The sequence below is a fragment of the Roseofilum sp. KMC-1 genome (assembly GCF_057802075.1).
Map to the genome: position 1 here is coordinate 1,040,027 of NZ_CM173605.1, position 17,133 is coordinate 1,057,159.

Consider the following 17,133-nt stretch of genomic DNA (forward strand, 5'->3'; position numbering starts at 1 on the left):
TTAGATAGGCTGCAAGACATTCGGGTGCAGTAAGTTGGGAACTAACAGATGCAAAATCCTGTGCAAAAAATTTTGATCGTTGATGACGATCCGAGTAATATTTTTTTACTCGAAGAGTTACTCGATCTCGAAGGTTATCAGATTCAATCTGCCAGTTCCGGTGAGCAGGGGTTAAGTCTAGCGGCTCAGATGCACCCCGATCTGATTCTTTTAGATATTATGATGCCGGGGATGGATGGCTATGAAGTCTGTCGTCGGTTGCGAGCCGATGAGGTTCTGCAAGGGGTTCCGATTATCTTTTTGACAGCTCTTGATGACGATCGCTCCCGGTTGAGGGCACTGGATTTGATGGGGGATGATTATATTACCAAGCCGATTAATATAGAGTTGTTATTAACGAAGATATCGAGTCTTTTACGCTTGTCCAGTTTGCGTCAGAAAAAAGCAAGGCAGGAACAGCAAGAACGGAGTCAAAAACAGTTATCTGCGGCTTGGAATATTAGTGAGCATCTCTCGGAGAAGTTTCGGTTATTTGTACCAGAGCAATATTTACAACGGATTGCTCCCCAGGGTTTAGATTCGATTAAGTTGGGGAATGGGATCGAAGAAGAGCTAACGATTTTGTTTTGTGATATTCGCGATTTTACCCAGATTGCTGAAACCCAAGCGGCTCAAGAAACCTTTGCTTGGTTAAATGTGTTTTTTACCCAGATGAGTGAAGTGATTTCTAGTCATTATGGGTTTATTGATAAGTTTTTAGGGGATGCGATTATGGCGGTTTTTGATCGCCCCCATCACCATAGTGCGGATGGTCTACAAGCGGCTATTGTTATGCGTCAAAAGTTACAAGATTTTAATGGGAATCGTCAGGCTTTGGGATTGTCAGCACCGATTAAGATTGGGATTGGTTTGCACACTGGAGTAGGACTGGTGGGGACTCTGGGAGGCGATCTCCGTATGGATTCTACGGTGATTGGAGATGTGGTGAATACAGCAGCAAGGATTGAGCGATTAACTAAGGTCTATGGCTGTAGTGCGATCGCCAGTAAAGCGGTGATTGATTTTATACAGGAACATTATCCCGATCCCGACTATTTTTTGGTGCGTTGCATTGACTTTGCCATTCCTCGCGGCAAGCAACAGGGAATTTATTTGTATGAAATATTAGGAACAAAAGCACAAGTTTTAGATCCTGGAATTGTGCAAACCAAAGATATTTTTGAACAAGGTCTACAAGCGCTCTATCAACAAGAGTTTCAATCGGCTATAGACTATTTTGAGGAAGTCTTGAAGAAAAATCCGACTGATTCGGTTTCTCCTATTCATCTCCAGTTGAGTCGAGAAAAACTCTTATCCAACTCTGTCTAAAACCCATTCACAGGAGAGAACATCATGAGAGGGATACAGCACTTCGCGCTGTATTTACCAAATTTTGGCTAATTTCAAAACAAATCCGGGTAATATATTTTCTCCTGACAATTGAGAAGGATGGTCTAATATTTCTACCTCTTGATTGGGTCGATAAATTTCTACTCGTTTTTTCTTGCGATCGATCAGCCAACCCAATTTGGCTCCATTCTCCACATATTCTTGCATTTTTTCTTGGGTAGTTTTCAATGTATCACTGGGGGACATTAACTCGACTACAAAATCAGGACAAATATGGCTAAATTTTTCTCGTTCTTCTGGCGGTATTTTTTGCCATTTTTCCAAGGGAATCCAAGAAGTATCGGGAGATCTTTTTGCCCCGTTAGGTAATGTAAAACCGGCTGAAGAGTCAAAGACTATGCCTAATTGTTGCTCTTCATTCCACAGCCAAAGTTGAGCGGTTAGTCCAGCATTACGATTACTGGTTTCATCACCTGCGGGAGGCATAATAACTAAATCCCCATGAGCATTACGTTCAAAGCGAAGATGCTTATTTCTGATGCACAAGTGATAATATTGCTCATCAGTCAAATTGACAGTTTCTAGGTCGAGAGTCAAATGATTCATCTTAACTCCTCGTATTAATTAAAAATGGGTGGAGGAATGGAGAATTAAGTCTATTTCCCCATCCCCATGTCTACTCATTTCTACACTCTAACGCGGTCGATACACTCGGTAATCGATGTTGGGAAAAATGTTATCCATATGCTCGACTTTTTCTAACCAACCGCTATCAACAGTTCCAGCCATTACATCCTCATAGAGTTTATTAAAGCGCATGAGATGGGATTTGGTGCGGCGGTTGGCATAGGGAACCATGGTTCCACTTCGCATGATAAACGCCCAATCAGAGGATTGCGCTAATAGGAGTTCCCTGGCGCATTGGTTTATGGCTCTTTCTTCTAGGCGATCGCCTCCTTCGCGTATGCTTAACTCTACCATGCGATCGGCTGCCTTATGTAAATGGGGATAAATCCAACTATTGGTTTCATTCAACCAATATTCATGAAAGCCTTTATACCCCCAACTCGACTGAGCGGGACGGCACACTTGCTGAGTTGGATAAGCATTTAAATAATCGGATAAATGGGTCATGGCATAGGTATTTTGATCGAACCAGGTTTTGCGATAGATATAATCTAAAAACCACGGCCCTTCATACCACCAATGGCCAAATAATTCGGCATCATAGGGGGATAAAATAATCGGCGGACGTTGCATAATCTGGTACAGATGTTGTACTTGATATTCCCGATTAAACATAAAATTAGCGGCATGTTCGGCGGTTTTTTCCCTTGCCCAATAGGGATCGTAGAGTTCTTTTTCTGATAATCCTAAACCCCGACCGGTAATTTTATGGTATTTAATGCCAATATTTTTCCGTTGTCCATTGGGCAAAATATAGGGTTTAATATATTCGTATTCGGCTTCCCATCCTAAATCTTTATAAAATTCTCGATATTCTGGCGCTCCGGGATAACCGACTTGAGATGACCAAACTTGTTGGGAGGATTCATGATCTCGGCCAAATGCAGCGACTCCAGTTTCGGTAAAAATGGGGGCATAGGTTCCAAAACGGGGACGAGGACGAGCGTACATGATGCCATGGCCGTCAATGAGAAAATAGCGCAATCCGGCATCGGCAAGCAGTTTTTCTACGCCTTCATAATAGGCACATTCGGGTAACCAAATTCCTCTAGGGAGTTGGCCGAAGATATCTTGATAATGATCGCAGGCGACTTTAATTTGGGCCCAAACGGTTTCAGGTCGGATTCTCATTAAGGGGAAGTAACCATGGGTCGCACCACAGGTAATAATATCGAGATTGTTACTATCTTGAAATTGCTTAAATGCGGTGATTAAGTTGCCTTGATATCTCTCCCATGTAGCGCGAGTATTGGCAAATTCTTTAGCATAAAATTCTGCTAAATATTTTAAGTGCCCGTGATATTTGTAGCGATCGATTTCTTTTTCAATTAATTCCTGAAGGGTGGCTAAATGGTGGTCATAGCGTTCTTGCAAGAGGGGGTCGATGAGCATGGAGACGAGCGGAGGAGTTAAGCTCATGGTTAGCTTGAAGTCTACTCCATCTCGTTTGAGTCCTTCAAAAACATGAATTAGGGGAATGTAGGTTTCAGTAATGGCTTCGTAAAGCCATTCTTCTTCTAATACATAGTTACTTTCTGGATGACGGACAAAGGGAAGGTGGGCATGAAGAACAAAGGCAAGATATCCAATAGCCATAGAGCGTTCCGTGGGAGTTTGATAAAAAGGGCAGTCGTTTTTCACCTCTTTATTACAATACAGCAGTAATGGGTAATGGCGATAATGCTCCCTATCCCCCTATCTCCCTATCTCCCTATCTCCCTATTACCAAGTTGAATCGGATTGAGATTCAGGATAGGAGTTATAGGAGGGGGTGGAGTTGAGCAGGGGTTGTTCGGCGGTTTGGGTTAACCAGTCTTGACCGAGTTGAATGGTGACATCGGATTCTAAACTGCCGGTGCTTTCGACGCGCACTTCTCCGAATCCGAGGATGTCGCGAATGGCTCTGGCATTTTCGATGTTGCCGTCTTGGGCAATGATGCGGGTGGTGGTGAGGGGGTCGCTCCAGGAGTCGGTGGCATAGAGGTTCTGGTAGCCTTGGGCTTGTAACCAGTCTAGGAGTTGATCGACGGATTCGAGTTGGCCGGTGGTGTCTTGGATGGCGATCGCCAATTGGGTGGGATCGATCTGATGATCTTGATCGGGATTATAGTCTGTTGAGGCTTCATGGCCAAAGTCAAAATGCTCGGCCATGAGTGCATCAATACCACTGTATTCGGGAACCCAGTAACTGGCATCAAATTCTTCGGGTTCGCTAAAGCGTCCAGGTAAGAGTAACATCTGCATTTTAGAGCGATCGGTCTGACCGGCAAAGTTCGCTAGGGCGAGGAGTTCTTCGACGCTTAAGTTGGTGTCAATATGGGAGCGAATAATGGAGAGGATTTTGGGCAATCTCCCTAGGGTGGCTGGACTGAGGGTTTGCTCTATCATCGCCCGTAGGAACATCTGTTGCCGTTGGATGCGCCCAATATCGCCTAAGCTATCGTAGCGGTAGCGCAAAAATTGTAGGGCTTGGGAGCCATTGAGGTGTTGGGTTCCGGCTTTGAGATTGATGTAGAGATGTTGGCTATCATCTTGATATTTCATGTCCTTGGGAATATGGACGGTGACTCCTCCCAAGGCATCAATGAGTTTTTCGATTCCTTGGACGTTGATGCGAACATAGCGGTCAATGCCGACTCCTCCGAGCAGTTCGCTGATGGAACTGGCGCTTAAGGCTGGGCCACCATAAGCGTTGGCGGCGTTGATTTTCACTAGGCCCTGGCCTTCGACCCAGGTACGGGTGTCACGAGGAATGGAGAGGAAGGTGACTTTGTGGGTGCTGGGATCGAATCGCAGCATGAGCATGGTATCGCTGAGTCCTTCAAAGGAGTTGACGAGGGCATGATATCCGACATCGGCGATTTCTTCGGGGGGGGTGTCTACGTCTGAGGTGAGGACTTTGACTCCTAGGAGCATGATGTTAACTGGGCGGGTGAGTTCGGGGAGTTGCAGGTTGTTCCCCGAAGATATTTTTTCCCCTTTGCCAAAAATGGCGGCTTGTTCTGGGGTGAGTTTGCTTTGCATTAGGGGGGTGCTAATTAAAGAGACGGCTAACAGGGCCCCGGCGGTGGCGGATAATAGGGCAATACCGGTTAGTCCTAGTCCAATGGAAAGCCATCGCAAACCACTCCCAATGGGTCTGGGGATAGGTTGGGGGTGAGATTTGGGGGTTGTCTTGCGATTAGAGCTTTGATGGATGGACACAGGTTTCCTCACACTTTAATTTAGAGATGAATTCAGAAGGGGTTGGGGACTTCTTATTTGGGATTCAGCCGCAATTGTTACATATTATTGCGTTTCTCACCACTGGTTGATACCTCCTCAAAGGTTGGGGTGGGGTTTTGTTCCGGTTAGGGCAGGCGATCGCCAAGGTCAGAAATGCCGGGAATGCGGATGTTTTGGTGTCTCCACAGGCGAATCATTAACCAAATATTGAGGAAGAAGTAGCCGGAGGTGATGGTGCTGCTGGCGATCAGCAGGGGGAGATGGAGGGATTCGGAGCTGTTGGCGCTGGTGTTGAGGAAGCTGATGGCGATCGCCCAAGTGAGGGCGAGAATCACGGCTAAACGACAGGTGACTTGGGTTTGGCGATCGCCGTTTTTGCGATACAGAGTCCATAGAGCGGGAATGCAGCCGACGACGGGAGTCAGGTAGATATAGAGCTGTAAGCGCTTGAAATAGGCATTTTCTTTAGTTGAGGGCGATCGGCGATCGGTCATAATCAACTTCCATCAGCATGTCCTTTACTATGCTACAGGGTTTGGCTCCTTCCTTCCTAAGATAGGCTGTCCTAGTCCGGACAATTTTCGGCACAATGGAAATCATTTGTTATTTGCTTAGAGTTTCCGGTTATGTTTTGGTCTCATCTGTTATCCGCTACCCTGACCCCTTTATCCGCACTGGCGATCATTTTCCCCCATTCTCTCCCTGTTTCTACTCCATCTGCTACTTGCCAATCTTTGCAGCAACCCCCCAATTTTCTCGTCATTGCTGGCGGTGCAAATCCTGCCACCAACGAAATTGCCTTAGAAAAAAATGTCCTTTATTTTCAACGGATCATGCAACATTTGGGCTATAACCCAGAACAAGATGCTTCTTTTTTCTTCGCCAATGGCAATGATGGTCAGCCAACCGTCCGTTATCTGGATGAGAGAGATCGAGAACAATTCAAAGTTCACCAAATTCCTTTTTTAGAGGGTTCTTCCACTTTAAATAACTTAGTGACTTGGCTTCAATCTCCCCTCGCTCAATCTATCGATCGAGGTTTATTCTTCTATTTTACTGGACATGGCTTACAAAATCAAGAGAACACCGAAAATAATACTTTTTTATTGTGGAATCGGCAGGAAGTCAGCGTGCAAGAGTTTGCCCAACTTTTAGACCTCATCCCCGTTAAAAAGCCAGTCGTTACCATGATGGCTCAATGCTATTCTGGCTCCTTTGCTAACATGATTTATGAAGGAGGGAATCCCCAAAATCCAGTCGCCCTGCAAACTCGATGCGGTTTTTTCGCCACCGTAGAAACTCTCCCTTCTGTCGGTTGCACCCCAGAAGTCAATGAAGCCGATTACAAAGATTATAGTTCTAGCTTTTTTGCAGGCTTAAGCGGTCAAAAACGCACGGGAGAAAAAGCACCTTCTGCTGATTATAATCAAGATGGTCGCATCTCCTACATAGAAGCCCATGCCTTTGCCAAAGTAGACAATGAATCGATTGATTTACCCCTCTCCACTTCTGAGAATTGGCTCCGACAACAGGCATCAGAGGCAGAAATCCAAGAAATCTTGAAGCAACCTATCGCTACGGTGATGAAAACTGCTCGTCCAGAGCAAGTTTATGTCATCAATCAACTGATGGAAAGATTTGAATGGAATCATCTCAAATCTTATCTAGAAAACTTAGAAGATTCAGATTCAGAAAAGCTAGAAGATGACCTCGAAGAGACTTTTGCTGTGCGCTTAATGCTGGAATTGGTTAATGTGGGCATAGAAGATAAAATTCGCCAGAGAAATAAGCCAGAGGATTTATCTATCTTAAATCGGTTGTTAGAATGCGAGCAAGGATCTTGGCAATAGGATTTGCATAGGCTCGATCTTGCATACTCTTCTCCGACAGAAAAAGGGGAGTGGTAGGTTCGGAATTTCTGATCCTTCTCCCTTTTTGGTCACTTGCTGAGGATCGAATCAGTAAAAATGATCTAAAATAGACTGAATTTGCTCCACTGCAATGTCTTCTTGTTCTGATTTGCTATAGATCGTGAGCAATAAAATACTCCTTTCTGACTCCAGTAAGTAGATGATGCGATATCCAGCGCTTTTTCCTTTTTGAATATCGCTATTTTTCACCCTCACCTTGTAAACATAAAGATTAGAGCCAAAACCCGCTAGGCGATCGCCTAATACATTGCCATTTTTTAATTCGGCGATCGCCGACTGAGTATCGGAACGAATATTTCGGTATTTTTTGGCTAAATTTTTGAGATTCTTCCGGTATTCAGGAGTTAAATCGATATTTATCGGATCTGAGTTATTCGGCATCAATTCCCTCCCACATTTGTTCTAAGGGGATTCTTTTGCCTTCTTTTGCTTCTTGTAAGGCACGTCTCAAACTCGCCTTAATTTCTTCGACAGGAGTATCATCGGGATCAACTTCTTCCTCATCAGACACTAGCAGAATAACTTTCACTCGACTGTCCGATTTAATCTCTAAAGGTTGATCTAATAACAGTTGACCGTTTTGATCGACTTTTGCCATCATTTCAAACGCTTGCATTGCTTTACCCCAACTGGTTAGTTAATTTAGTTTAGCAAAATTATAGATCGCTGTGGGCTAGTGATATATAAAAATTAGTATAATCATGGTATCCAAAGTATTAGTTTCAAAATCAAGTAGCATGACTCAAGCCATACGCCAAGATATTATTGCCTTAGTGAACCAATTGCCTGATGAGTCTTTATCGGAAGCTTTAGAGATTTTGCGCTCTCTGAATCCAGAAACTGAACACCCTAAGCCCGATGCAACTGAACCTTCTAGTGAAGCAGACTTTGATACAGCACTGTCCGCTTATCAAGTCATTAGTCAAAAGTATCAAAAAGCATTACGAGAGTTAGCCTAGTGAATGAACCTTTATGGATTTCAGAAGCAATCGTTCGAGTTATTCATCAGGATCAAATTGAGCAGCATGGAGGAAGTTTAGGGATTCGAGATGAAAATTTACTAGCGGCAAGTTTAGCTAGACCCCGACATTGGTTTACTTATACTGAAGCGAGTTTATTTGAACTGGCCGCAGCTTATGGCTATGGGTTAACTAAGAATCATCCATTTATTGATGGTAATAAACGGACAGCTTTTGCAGTCATGGGGGCTTTTTTATTAGTTAATGGGTATTTGCTGGAAGTTTCCGATCGCGAAGTGGTAGAGATGATGGAACGGTTAGCGACAGATGAAGAAAATCAAGAGTCTTTAGCTCAATGGTTAGAGAAAAATTCCATATCTACAGTATTATAGACTCTGTATGGGTAAGCTAGTCTGGACAAGATTATGGGTTATCGGATCGATCGCCTCGCATATGCACAAACCTACGGGCCTACAGTAGGCGATCGCCTGCGCTTGGCTGATACAGAATTAATTATCGAAGTTGAACAGGATTACACCACCTACGGCGATGAAGTAAAATTTGGCGGCGGCAAAGTGATCCGGGATGGCATGGGCCAATCTCCCATTACCAATGCCGATGGCGCGGTAGATATGGTCATTACCAATGCCCTGATTCTAGATTGGTGGGGGATTGTTAAAGCCGATATTGGTATCAAAGATGGCAAAATCTATAAAATTGGCAAAGCCGGAAATCCCTATATTCAAGATAATGTGGATATCATTATCGGCCCCGGTACAGAAGCCGTCGCTGGAGAAGGCATGATTCTCACGGCTGGAGGCATTGATTCCCACATTCATTTTATCTGTCCCCAGCAAATCGAAACGGCGATCGCCTCCGGCATCACCACCCTGATCGGCGGCGGAACAGGCCCCGCAACCGGAACCAACGCCACCACCTGCACCCCCGGCCCCTGGAATATGTACCGCATGTTACAAGCAGCCGAAGCCTTCCCCATGAACTTAGGCTTTCTCGGTAAAGGCAACAGCTCCCAACCCGAAGCCCTCAGAGAACAAGTTCTAGCCGGAGCCATGGGTCTAAAGCTCCATGAAGATTGGGGAACCACCCCGGCAACCATTGATACCTGCTTATCCGTTGCCGATGAATATGACGTGCAAGTCGCCATTCATACCGATACCCTCAACGAAGCCGGGTTTGTCGAAACCACCATCGAAGCCTTCAAAAATCGCGCCATCCATACCTACCACACCGAAGGCGCAGGGGGAGGCCATGCACCCGATATCATCAGAGTTTGCGGTCTGGCCAATGTTCTCCCCTCCTCCACCAACCCCACCCGACCCTATACCCTCAATACCCTAGAAGAGCATCTCGACATGCTCATGGTTTGCCACCATCTCGATCGCTCCATTCCCGAAGATGTAGCCTTTGCTGAGTCCCGCATCCGTCGAGAAACCATCGCCGCCGAGGATATTTTGCACGATCTCGGCGCATTTAGCATGATCGCCTCCGACTCCCAAGCCATGGGCCGCGTAGGCGAAGTCATTATCCGTACCTGGCAAACCGGCCATAAAATGAAAGTACAGCGCGGCCCCTTAGCGGAAGATAGCAGCCGCAATGATAATACCCGCGCCAAACGCTACGTTGCCAAATATACGATTAATCCCGCCATTACCCATGGAATTGCCGAGCAAGTCGGGTCAGTGGAAGCAGGGAAATTAGCCGATCTCTGTCTGTGGAAACCCGCATTTTTTGGCGTAAAACCGGAACTTGTGATCAAAGGAGGGGCGATCGCCTATGCTCAGATGGGAGATGCCAACGCCAGCATTCCCACCCCCCAACCCGTCCACATGCGCCCCATGTTTGCCAGCTTTGGCTCTGCATTATCAGCTACCTCCTTAACCTTCGTCTCCCAAGCAGCCCTAGAGCGCGACATTGCCAGCCAACTCGGCTTGCGAAAACCCACCATAGCAGTAGCTAACACCCGGCAACTAACTAAACGGGATCTCAAACTCAATGATGCTCTTCCCCACATTGAAGTTGACCCCCAAACCTACGAAGTCCGCGCAGACGGCGAACTCCTCACCTGCGAACCCGCCACCGTTTTACCCATGGCTCAACGGTATTTTCTGTTTTAACCTAGATAGGACTGACTCATTCACTCGATCTGTAGTTTAAAGGGATAGAAGGGAGAATAGAAGAATGTCTTTACAAGATTTATTAGTGGAAAAACGGGAACAAATTCTAGAAATTGCTGCCAAGCATGGCGCATTTAATGTGCGAGTTTTTGGCTCAGTAGCACGAGAAGAAGAGACAGAAGACAGTGATATTGATTTCTTAATTGATTATGACCCAACCAGGACTACAGCTTGGTTTCCAGGAGGATTATTGATGGATTTACAGGATTTATTAGGGCGGCGAGTTGATGTACTTACTGAAGATGGCATTAGTGCTTTGATTAAGGATCGGATTTTGGCAGAGGCACAACCTTTATGAGTGGTGATAGGGATTTAATTTATTTGACTCATATCTTGGAATGTATCGAAGCAGTCGAGACATACACCACTCAAGGACAGAATGATTTTTTGACTAATGCTTTGGTGCAAGATGCCGTATTGCGTCGGTTACAGATTATGGCGGAATCTACGCAGAGGCTTGGTGATGAGTTAAAAGCTCAAGCACCTAACGTGGATTGGCGGGCGTTGGCTGGTTTTAGGAATGTTTTAGTTCATGATTATTTGGGTGGGATTAATTTACAACGGGTTTGGGATGCTGTTGAAAATAATTTGCCTGCTTTAAAGGGGCAAGTGGAACGGATATTAAAAGATTTTGAAGAAGAAAATTGACTGAGGAGGCAATTTTGCTATGAGAAGCGATTTGGAACGTTTGAAAGACATACAGGAAGGCATCGCTAAAATTGAAAAGTACACAGTACGAGGTCAATCGGTATTTTTTGAGGATGAACTGGTACAAACTTGGGTATTATTTCATCTACAAACAATCGGTGAGGCGGCGAGGGCTATATCTGATAACCTAAAAAATAGATTTCCTGAAGTCCCTTGGCAGGATATTATTGATTTCGGAAATTTGATCGTCTATGAATATTTTCGAGTGAATTTTAGAGTGGTTTGGCAGATTGTGGAGAACAATTTGCCGTCTTTGAAGGTACAGATTGAATCAATACTTGCAACCTATTAATTGATTTGATTTAATTAAATTTCTCCTCCTGCCCACCCTACAATTCGCTAACCAGAGCCATGTTGAAACGTAAATATCGCCAACTATTCCCTAATCTCAAGCGGCGATCGCCCCTAATCCTGATTACCCTCCTTTTCCTCTGGTCAGTAACATTAGGATGGGGATTATCGAGCCTCAATCAACCCGCCTTTTCCCTCTCTTCCCTGAAATCAGTCGATCCCGTCCCCGAACAGCATCAACTCGGAGAAGAACTCTACCGAGAAAACTGTGGCAGTTGTCACCTTGCCCTTCCTCCTGCGGTGATGCCCACAGAAACTTGGCGACAACTCATTCAAGACTCCCAGCATTATGGCGTATTGATTGAACCCTTACTTGACCCTAGTCGATTACTCGTTTGGAATTATATTCGAGTCTCTTCTCGTCCCCTACTCAAGGATGAACCCACCCCCTATCGACTGCGAAATTCTCGCTATTTTAAGGCCCTGCATCCCCAAGTTGAGTTTAAGGAACGGATTCAGCTCAGTCAATGTCTGTCTTGTCATCCCAGCGCCCAAGAATTTAATTTCCGAGAATTAATGCCAGAATAAGAGCAGTTAAGAGTTGATCTCATCCTCTTACCTAGAGTCTAAGTGCTGTTTTTAGCTTTAAGCTGTGCTAATAAAAGTAGTGAAATTATCCTTCTTTGATAGTCAGATATTCCTGAAAAATCTGCCTCTACGAGCTATTCTGATTGTGCCTTTTGTCGTGCAACTGGTAGGTACAGTAGGTTTAGTGGGCTATTTTTCCTATCAGAGTGGTAAAAAAAGCATTGATGATTTAGCGCAACACTTTATAGAAGAAAGAGCCGCTAGAGTCAAACTATACTTAATCAGTGAATTCTCCAATCTCTTACAAATTAACCAGATCAATATCCAGGCAATGCAGCAAGGACAACTGAATCTGGATGACCCAGAGGAAATCGATCGCCACCTAGTGGGACAACTCAAACTCTTTAAGTCAGCAACGAGCGTGATATTAGCCTTTTCAGACGGACAAATGCGGGCAATGCACCATAGTTCCCATACACCAGGACGGATTGAAAATGCGTATTCTTTGGCAGGAGAGGATAAACTCACTATTGATTTTGTCGATGAAAATGGAGAATTCCAAGAACATTTCAGGACGATTTCTCCTTTTGTCGTCAAGGAGCGACCTTGGTACAAGGCAGCAGAAAGAGATCGGGCCCCCGGTTGGTCAGAACCCTTTCAAATTGGGGTCAGCTCCCTATTAGCCATTAATACTTATGCCCCATTTTACGATCAAAACCAACAACTCCAGGGCATCTTTTCCGTCAATCTGGACTTAAAACGCATCCAAACCTTTCTCCAATCCATCACCCTCTGTGAAGGTTGTCGGATTCTGATTATTGACCGTCAAGGACAAATGGTCGCCAGTTCTACGGACGATCTCCCCTTCACCTTAGAGTTGGACTCCCAAGGAGGGGTAATTCCAGGAAGTTTTAAACGGATAACTCCCAGCGCCAGTCAAGATCCAATTGTGGCTGCCACAGGACGTTATTTAGAAGATCGACAACCCCAGGTTGAAATAAACGCTCCTCTGTATTCTCCATTGTCTATCCAAAAACCGGCGGGTAAAAAAGAAGACTACAGTTTATATATTGAAAAACTAACCCTCTCCGAGCAAGATATCCAAATTCAAGGGAATCCTTCGGTTTCTGCTCTTCCAGAAGGCTGGAAACTGGTGATTCTGGTTCCGAGATCGGAGTTTATGGGCCAAATTCGAGCCAACGGCCAACGGACAGTTATCCTCTGCGCTCTCACTTTAGTTACTTCAATTCTTGTCGGTACATTGCTCATACAATGGATTTCTAAGCCACTACTCCGTTTAAAGAACAGCGCCCAAGAAATTGCTTCTGGAGATCTCGATGCACCTGTAACTATCAGTGGTGTTGGTGTGGTTTACGATCTAAGTCGTGCCTTTAGCCAAATGCAGGAGCAACTGCAAACCTCTTTCCAAACCATTGCCGAGAAAGAACACGAACTCGCTTTAATTATTGAAAGTTTGCCCCTGGGGGTAGGGGTGTTTAATCCCGAAGGAAAACTAATTTTAGTTAATCCTAAAGCCCAAGAAATCTTCAGAGGCAATACTCCCGATACCACACGGGAGCAAATGAGCCAAGCTTACCGAGTATATCAAGCAGGAACCTCAGCTTTCTATCCTTCAGAGCAACTGCCGGTTATACGGACCCTGCAAGGAGAAAATGTTTATGCCAATGACCTAGAAATTGAGGTCGAGGGAATGCGTATCCCCATCGAAGTCTACGCTACTCCCATTCGCAACCTAGAGGGAGAGGTGATGTATGCAATTAATCTGTTTCAGGATATCAGCGATCGCAAACAAGCGGAAGCTCTCCTCAAAAACTACAACCAAACCTTAGAACAACAAGTCATTGAACGCACCCAAGAACTCCATCAAACGAATATCGCACTCGAACAAGCCAAGGAAGCGGCTGAAAAAGCCAATTATGCTAAAAGCGAATTCATTGCCAATATGAGCCATGAATTGCGGACTCCTCTAAATGCTATTCTTGGTTATCCTACACTGCTGCAACAGAGTCCCAATCTCTCTGCTCAAGACCGTCACCATCTACATCTGATTGTAAATAGTGGAACCTATTTACTCAGTTTAATTAATCAGATTCTCGATCTCTCTAAAATTGAAGCCGGTCGTTTCACTTTAAATATCACTTCAGTTAATCTGCCTAACCTAGTCGAAGAGCTGAAGACTTTATTCCACTTAAAAGCCGCAGCCAAAGGTCTAGATTTAAAGATAGACCTAGCCCCCGATCTGCCCCTGTGGATTGAAACTGATGAGGTAAAATTAAAACAAATTTTAATTAATTTACTCAATAATGCCCTCAAATTTACTGCCGTGGGGCGAGTCAGTTTAGCGATCGCCAAGATCTCCAGCCAACAGATCCAATTTACCATCACCGATACTGGAGTCGGCATAGAACCAGAGGAATTGCAGCATCTATTTCAACCCTTTGTGCAAACCCAAAGTGGTCGCCAGAGTCAAGAAGGAACGGGTTTAGGGTTAGCCATTAGTCAAAAATTTGCACAGATGCTCGGTTCTACCTTAAGGGTAAAAAGTGAACTCGATCGAGGCACTAAGTTTCAGTTTGAACTCAACATCGAGGAAGCCCTAGAGGATCGAACTTCTATGCCTGAATCATCTCAGCAAGCGATCCAGTTAGCTCCCGATCAAACCCCTTACCGAATTTTAGTTACTGACGATCGTGAAACTAACCGACTTTTACTAATTTCTGTGCTAGAACATTGGGGCTTTGAAGTGCAAGAAGCCCAGGATGGAGTAGAAGCGATCGAAATCTGGAAAAATTGGCAACCCCATCTGATCTTTATGGATATTCAGATGCCTAATATGACAGGTGAAGAGGCTACTCGCGAGATTAAAAGTAGGGCAAAAAATGGCTCACCGATTATTATTGCCGTTACGGCTAGTGCTTTTCATCATCAGAGAGATTCAGTCATGGCATCAGGTTGTGATGATGTCATTTCTAAACCCTTTCTTCCCTTAGAAATTAGTCAATGTTTAGAACGGCATCTTCAGGTTGAGTTTATCTATAAGACTACTGAAGAAAGTCCATTATTAATACCTGAATCTTTAACTGACAAAGATCTAGAAAGTCTTTCATCAACTTGGCTGATTGAGTTTGAACAGATTGTGATTATGGGAATGCAAGATGAGATGTATGAAGCCCTTGCCCAATTAAGTTCTGAGCAGAAAAAAATAGCCCAATATTTGCAACATTTCGTCGATAATTTTGAATTTCAAGAATTGCTTGATTGGATCGATCGCTACAAATCGAAGCAGTTACAGCGCAAAGCGCGGTAATGAGCTACAGGCAAAAGATCCCCCTAAATCCCCCTTAAAAAGGGGGACTTTTACTGCCCCCCCCTTTTTTAAGGGGGGTTGGGGGGATCGAGATGTACCGCATAGCAGCGAAAATTGCTGTAAGTCCCTAAATTCTCCCAGTGTAATTTAAGAAGATATCAACTTGGCGCTGTTCTGAATAACCATGACTGGCTACAGCCACCGATTCTAAGGGGTCAAAGAGGGGTTTTCCTGCCAATTCTACCAACCTTAAAAGAGGAATTTGACGTTCGAGGGGTTTTTGAGCCGATCGCCAGTTGAGAAAGAAATAGCCATAGTTAGCTTCGGGTAAAGGGGCGATCGCCTCTTGAAACAGGGCATCAGTCGCCAGGGAATCTCCGGTAGTTTTGGCTTTCAGGACTCGATCCATGGCGGCAATAGACGAGGTGATAATCTCATACTGGTTAAGGGTAGTATGCACCCCTTGCACTTTGGCGGTTAATAAGCGATTTTTCGCGGTTTCTGTTGCACCTACTCCTGGATCGGCGATCAGTTTTGTCCAAGCGACTAGGGTTTGATCGTCTAACTGGAATGAGCCAATACTCAAGCCTTGCTCATTAACCCGTCGATCTAAACGATCGACTAAACCCTCTCCGGTTTTTTCGCTAATGATAATCCAATCTAAACCCCCTTCCACTTCATCGGGTAAAAAGGCGATCGCATATTCTCCTTCAATAGCATCAAGAATATCGGCTTGCACATCCAATTGCCATTGTTTCCCCCAGTCGAGCAAGGGTTGGCGAATAATTTCAGAAATTGGGCTATAACCGGCGGTTTCTGTTTGGGCTTGTTGCCAAAATTGGCGCAAATTCACCCCATTAATGGCTAAATAACTGTTGGCAGGCAGATAGGCTAAAACAGAAGAAGGGTTTAAGGGCGCTGCTCCTGCTTCAAGCGCGGTGGGATCGGTGGGTAACCAATGGGTTTGGGCTAAAATTCCTTCCGGTTGTAACTGCAAATTCATGCCCAAGGCTTGATAAACGGGATGATCCACCGTCAAACCTAGCCTTTGCCCTAACTTGGGTAAATTTATCCAGGCGATCGCCAACCCTCGGTTGCTATTCTCTTCTTGTAACTGCTGATACTCTGGGGTTGCACCTAAACTCAGATCCGCCACTTGCACATTATTAATCGCTTCCCGTAAAACTTTCGGATGATTGGCAAAGAGGACAAACCGCGACCCCACCACGGTGGTAGAAATCCCCTCTCCTTCCCGGTTATAAATTAACTGCGTGCCCTTATAGGGTTCAAATACCAAATCTTGGCCGGCGATCGCCTCCCGTTGCCAATAGACTTCTAATAACTCCTGGGAGAGTTGGGCATTTTTCGTCGGTAGCACCACCAAATAACCCGGTTGCTGACCATTATCCCCCTGACGATCCACATCCGTACTCGTCATCGCCCAAATACCGCCCCCATCGAGCCAGGGCTGAATATCCTGCTGGTAATCTAAACCCGTATTATCCAGGAGGGTATGTTGTAGCAGTTCCCCTCCGCGATCGAATCCCTTAATCTCCGATAATACCCGATCCGGTTTCTCCGACAGAGAGACCACCACTGGCGCTTGTTTAGAAACAAACCGAGCCGCAGATAAAGCTTCCACAGCAGGCGAATCTGCCGAAAAAGGCGATCGGGCACATCCGCTTAACCCCAGTAGCAATCCACAGGTTAGCAGCACAGAGAGTTTGAAGATTCTTTGACCCCATTGGGCGATCGGGGCTAGATTCATGATTCCCTCACCATTACCATCGGTTGAGACGAGAATCCATAATACTATACTTTGGGTCGCGAAC

17 protein-coding genes are annotated in these 17,133 nt (G+C 45.1%); 10 read left to right on the forward strand and 7 right to left on the reverse strand.

Annotated elements, in window-relative coordinates; translation table 11 throughout:
- Positions 1 to 48: 48 nt before the first annotated feature.
- Positions 49 to 1,368, forward strand: coding sequence for a response regulator (locus AC3FZD_RS04960; RefSeq protein ID WP_488739064.1), 1,320 nt, complete (start codon positions 49 to 51; stop codon positions 1,366 to 1,368).
- 54 nt (positions 1,369 to 1,422) lie between these two features.
- Here the strand turns inward: AC3FZD_RS04960 and AC3FZD_RS04965 are convergent, their stop codons facing one another.
- The 4 genes from AC3FZD_RS04965 to AC3FZD_RS04980 form a co-directional block, all read right to left on the reverse strand.
- The gene (locus AC3FZD_RS04965) at positions 1,423 to 1,995 is read right to left on the reverse strand and encodes a Uma2 family endonuclease (RefSeq protein ID WP_488739065.1); all 573 of its coding nucleotides are present in this window, start codon (positions 1,993 to 1,995) and stop codon (positions 1,423 to 1,425) included.
- Between the two features lie 87 nt (positions 1,996 to 2,082).
- Positions 2,083 to 3,672, reverse strand: coding sequence for a glycoside hydrolase family 57 protein (locus AC3FZD_RS04970; protein WP_488739066.1), 1,590 nt, complete (start codon positions 3,670 to 3,672; stop codon positions 2,083 to 2,085).
- A gap of 126 nt (positions 3,673 to 3,798) precedes the next feature.
- Entirely contained in the window at positions 3,799 to 5,280 is a 1,482-nt protein-coding gene (locus tag AC3FZD_RS04975) for an LCP family protein (RefSeq protein WP_488739067.1), read from the reverse strand.
- Positions 5,281 to 5,426: 146 nt separating this feature from the next.
- Entirely contained in the window at positions 5,427 to 5,795 is a 369-nt protein-coding gene (locus AC3FZD_RS04980; RefSeq protein ID WP_488739068.1) for a hypothetical protein, read from the reverse strand.
- Positions 5,796 to 5,927: 132 nt separating this feature from the next.
- Here AC3FZD_RS04980 and AC3FZD_RS04985 point away from each other — a divergent pair, with 132 nt between their 5' ends.
- Positions 5,928 to 7,151, forward strand: coding sequence for a Caspase domain-containing protein (locus AC3FZD_RS04985; RefSeq protein WP_488739069.1), 1,224 nt, complete (start codon positions 5,928 to 5,930; stop codon positions 7,149 to 7,151).
- Between the two features lie 108 nt (positions 7,152 to 7,259).
- On the opposite strand, the gene AC3FZD_RS04990 is transcribed toward AC3FZD_RS04985, so the two are convergent.
- Both AC3FZD_RS04990 and AC3FZD_RS04995 read right to left on the reverse strand, forming a co-directional pair.
- Positions 7,260 to 7,613: a type II toxin-antitoxin system RelE/ParE family toxin gene (locus AC3FZD_RS04990; protein ID WP_488739070.1), complete on the reverse strand. Its 354-nt coding sequence runs from the start codon at positions 7,611 to 7,613 to the stop codon at positions 7,260 to 7,262.
- Positions 7,603 to 7,848: a type II toxin-antitoxin system RelN family antitoxin gene (locus tag AC3FZD_RS04995; RefSeq protein ID WP_488739071.1), complete on the reverse strand. Its 246-nt coding sequence runs from the start codon at positions 7,846 to 7,848 to the stop codon at positions 7,603 to 7,605. The genes AC3FZD_RS04990 and AC3FZD_RS04995 overlap by 11 nt, the downstream gene beginning before the upstream one ends.
- 121 nt (positions 7,849 to 7,969) lie before the next feature.
- On the opposite strand from AC3FZD_RS04995, the gene AC3FZD_RS05000 reads away from it, so the two are divergent.
- From AC3FZD_RS05000 to AC3FZD_RS05035, 8 genes are all read left to right on the forward strand, one after another.
- Positions 7,970 to 8,191 (forward strand): hypothetical protein, encoded by a 222-nt coding sequence (locus AC3FZD_RS05000; protein ID WP_488739072.1) that lies wholly within the window; start codon positions 7,970 to 7,972, stop codon positions 8,189 to 8,191.
- Positions 8,191 to 8,583: a type II toxin-antitoxin system death-on-curing family toxin gene (locus AC3FZD_RS05005; RefSeq protein ID WP_488739073.1), complete on the forward strand. Its 393-nt coding sequence runs from the start codon at positions 8,191 to 8,193 to the stop codon at positions 8,581 to 8,583. Before AC3FZD_RS05000 ends, AC3FZD_RS05005 begins: the two co-directional genes overlap by 1 nt.
- Before the next feature lie 33 nt (positions 8,584 to 8,616).
- Entirely contained in the window at positions 8,617 to 10,326 is a 1,710-nt protein-coding gene (ureC, locus tag AC3FZD_RS05010; protein WP_488739074.1) for an urease subunit alpha, read from the forward strand.
- Positions 10,327 to 10,390: 64 nt separating this feature from the next.
- The gene (locus tag AC3FZD_RS05015) at positions 10,391 to 10,684 is read left to right on the forward strand and encodes a nucleotidyltransferase family protein (protein WP_488739075.1); all 294 of its coding nucleotides are present in this window, start codon (positions 10,391 to 10,393) and stop codon (positions 10,682 to 10,684) included.
- Positions 10,681 to 11,034 (forward strand): HepT-like ribonuclease domain-containing protein, encoded by a 354-nt coding sequence (locus tag AC3FZD_RS05020; RefSeq protein WP_488739076.1) that lies wholly within the window; start codon positions 10,681 to 10,683, stop codon positions 11,032 to 11,034. Before AC3FZD_RS05015 ends, AC3FZD_RS05020 begins: the two co-directional genes overlap by 4 nt.
- 19 nt (positions 11,035 to 11,053) lie before the next feature.
- Complete coding sequence (locus tag AC3FZD_RS05025) at positions 11,054 to 11,386, forward strand: HepT-like ribonuclease domain-containing protein (protein WP_488739077.1); 333 nt, start codon at positions 11,054 to 11,056, stop codon at positions 11,384 to 11,386.
- Between the two features lie 59 nt (positions 11,387 to 11,445).
- On the forward strand, positions 11,446 to 11,973 hold the full coding sequence (locus tag AC3FZD_RS05030) for a cytochrome C (RefSeq protein WP_488739078.1): 528 nt from the start codon (positions 11,446 to 11,448) through the stop codon (positions 11,971 to 11,973).
- A 79-nt stretch (positions 11,974 to 12,052) separates the two neighbouring features.
- Positions 12,053 to 15,301 (forward strand): ATP-binding protein, encoded by a 3,249-nt coding sequence (locus AC3FZD_RS05035; RefSeq protein WP_488739079.1) that lies wholly within the window; start codon positions 12,053 to 12,055, stop codon positions 15,299 to 15,301.
- A gap of 127 nt (positions 15,302 to 15,428) precedes the next feature.
- Here AC3FZD_RS05035 and AC3FZD_RS05040 read toward each other — a convergent pair whose 3' ends face one another.
- Positions 15,429 to 17,069: a DUF3352 domain-containing protein gene (locus AC3FZD_RS05040; protein ID WP_488739080.1), complete on the reverse strand. Its 1,641-nt coding sequence runs from the start codon at positions 17,067 to 17,069 to the stop codon at positions 15,429 to 15,431.
- Positions 17,070 to 17,133: the final 64 nt, after the last annotated feature.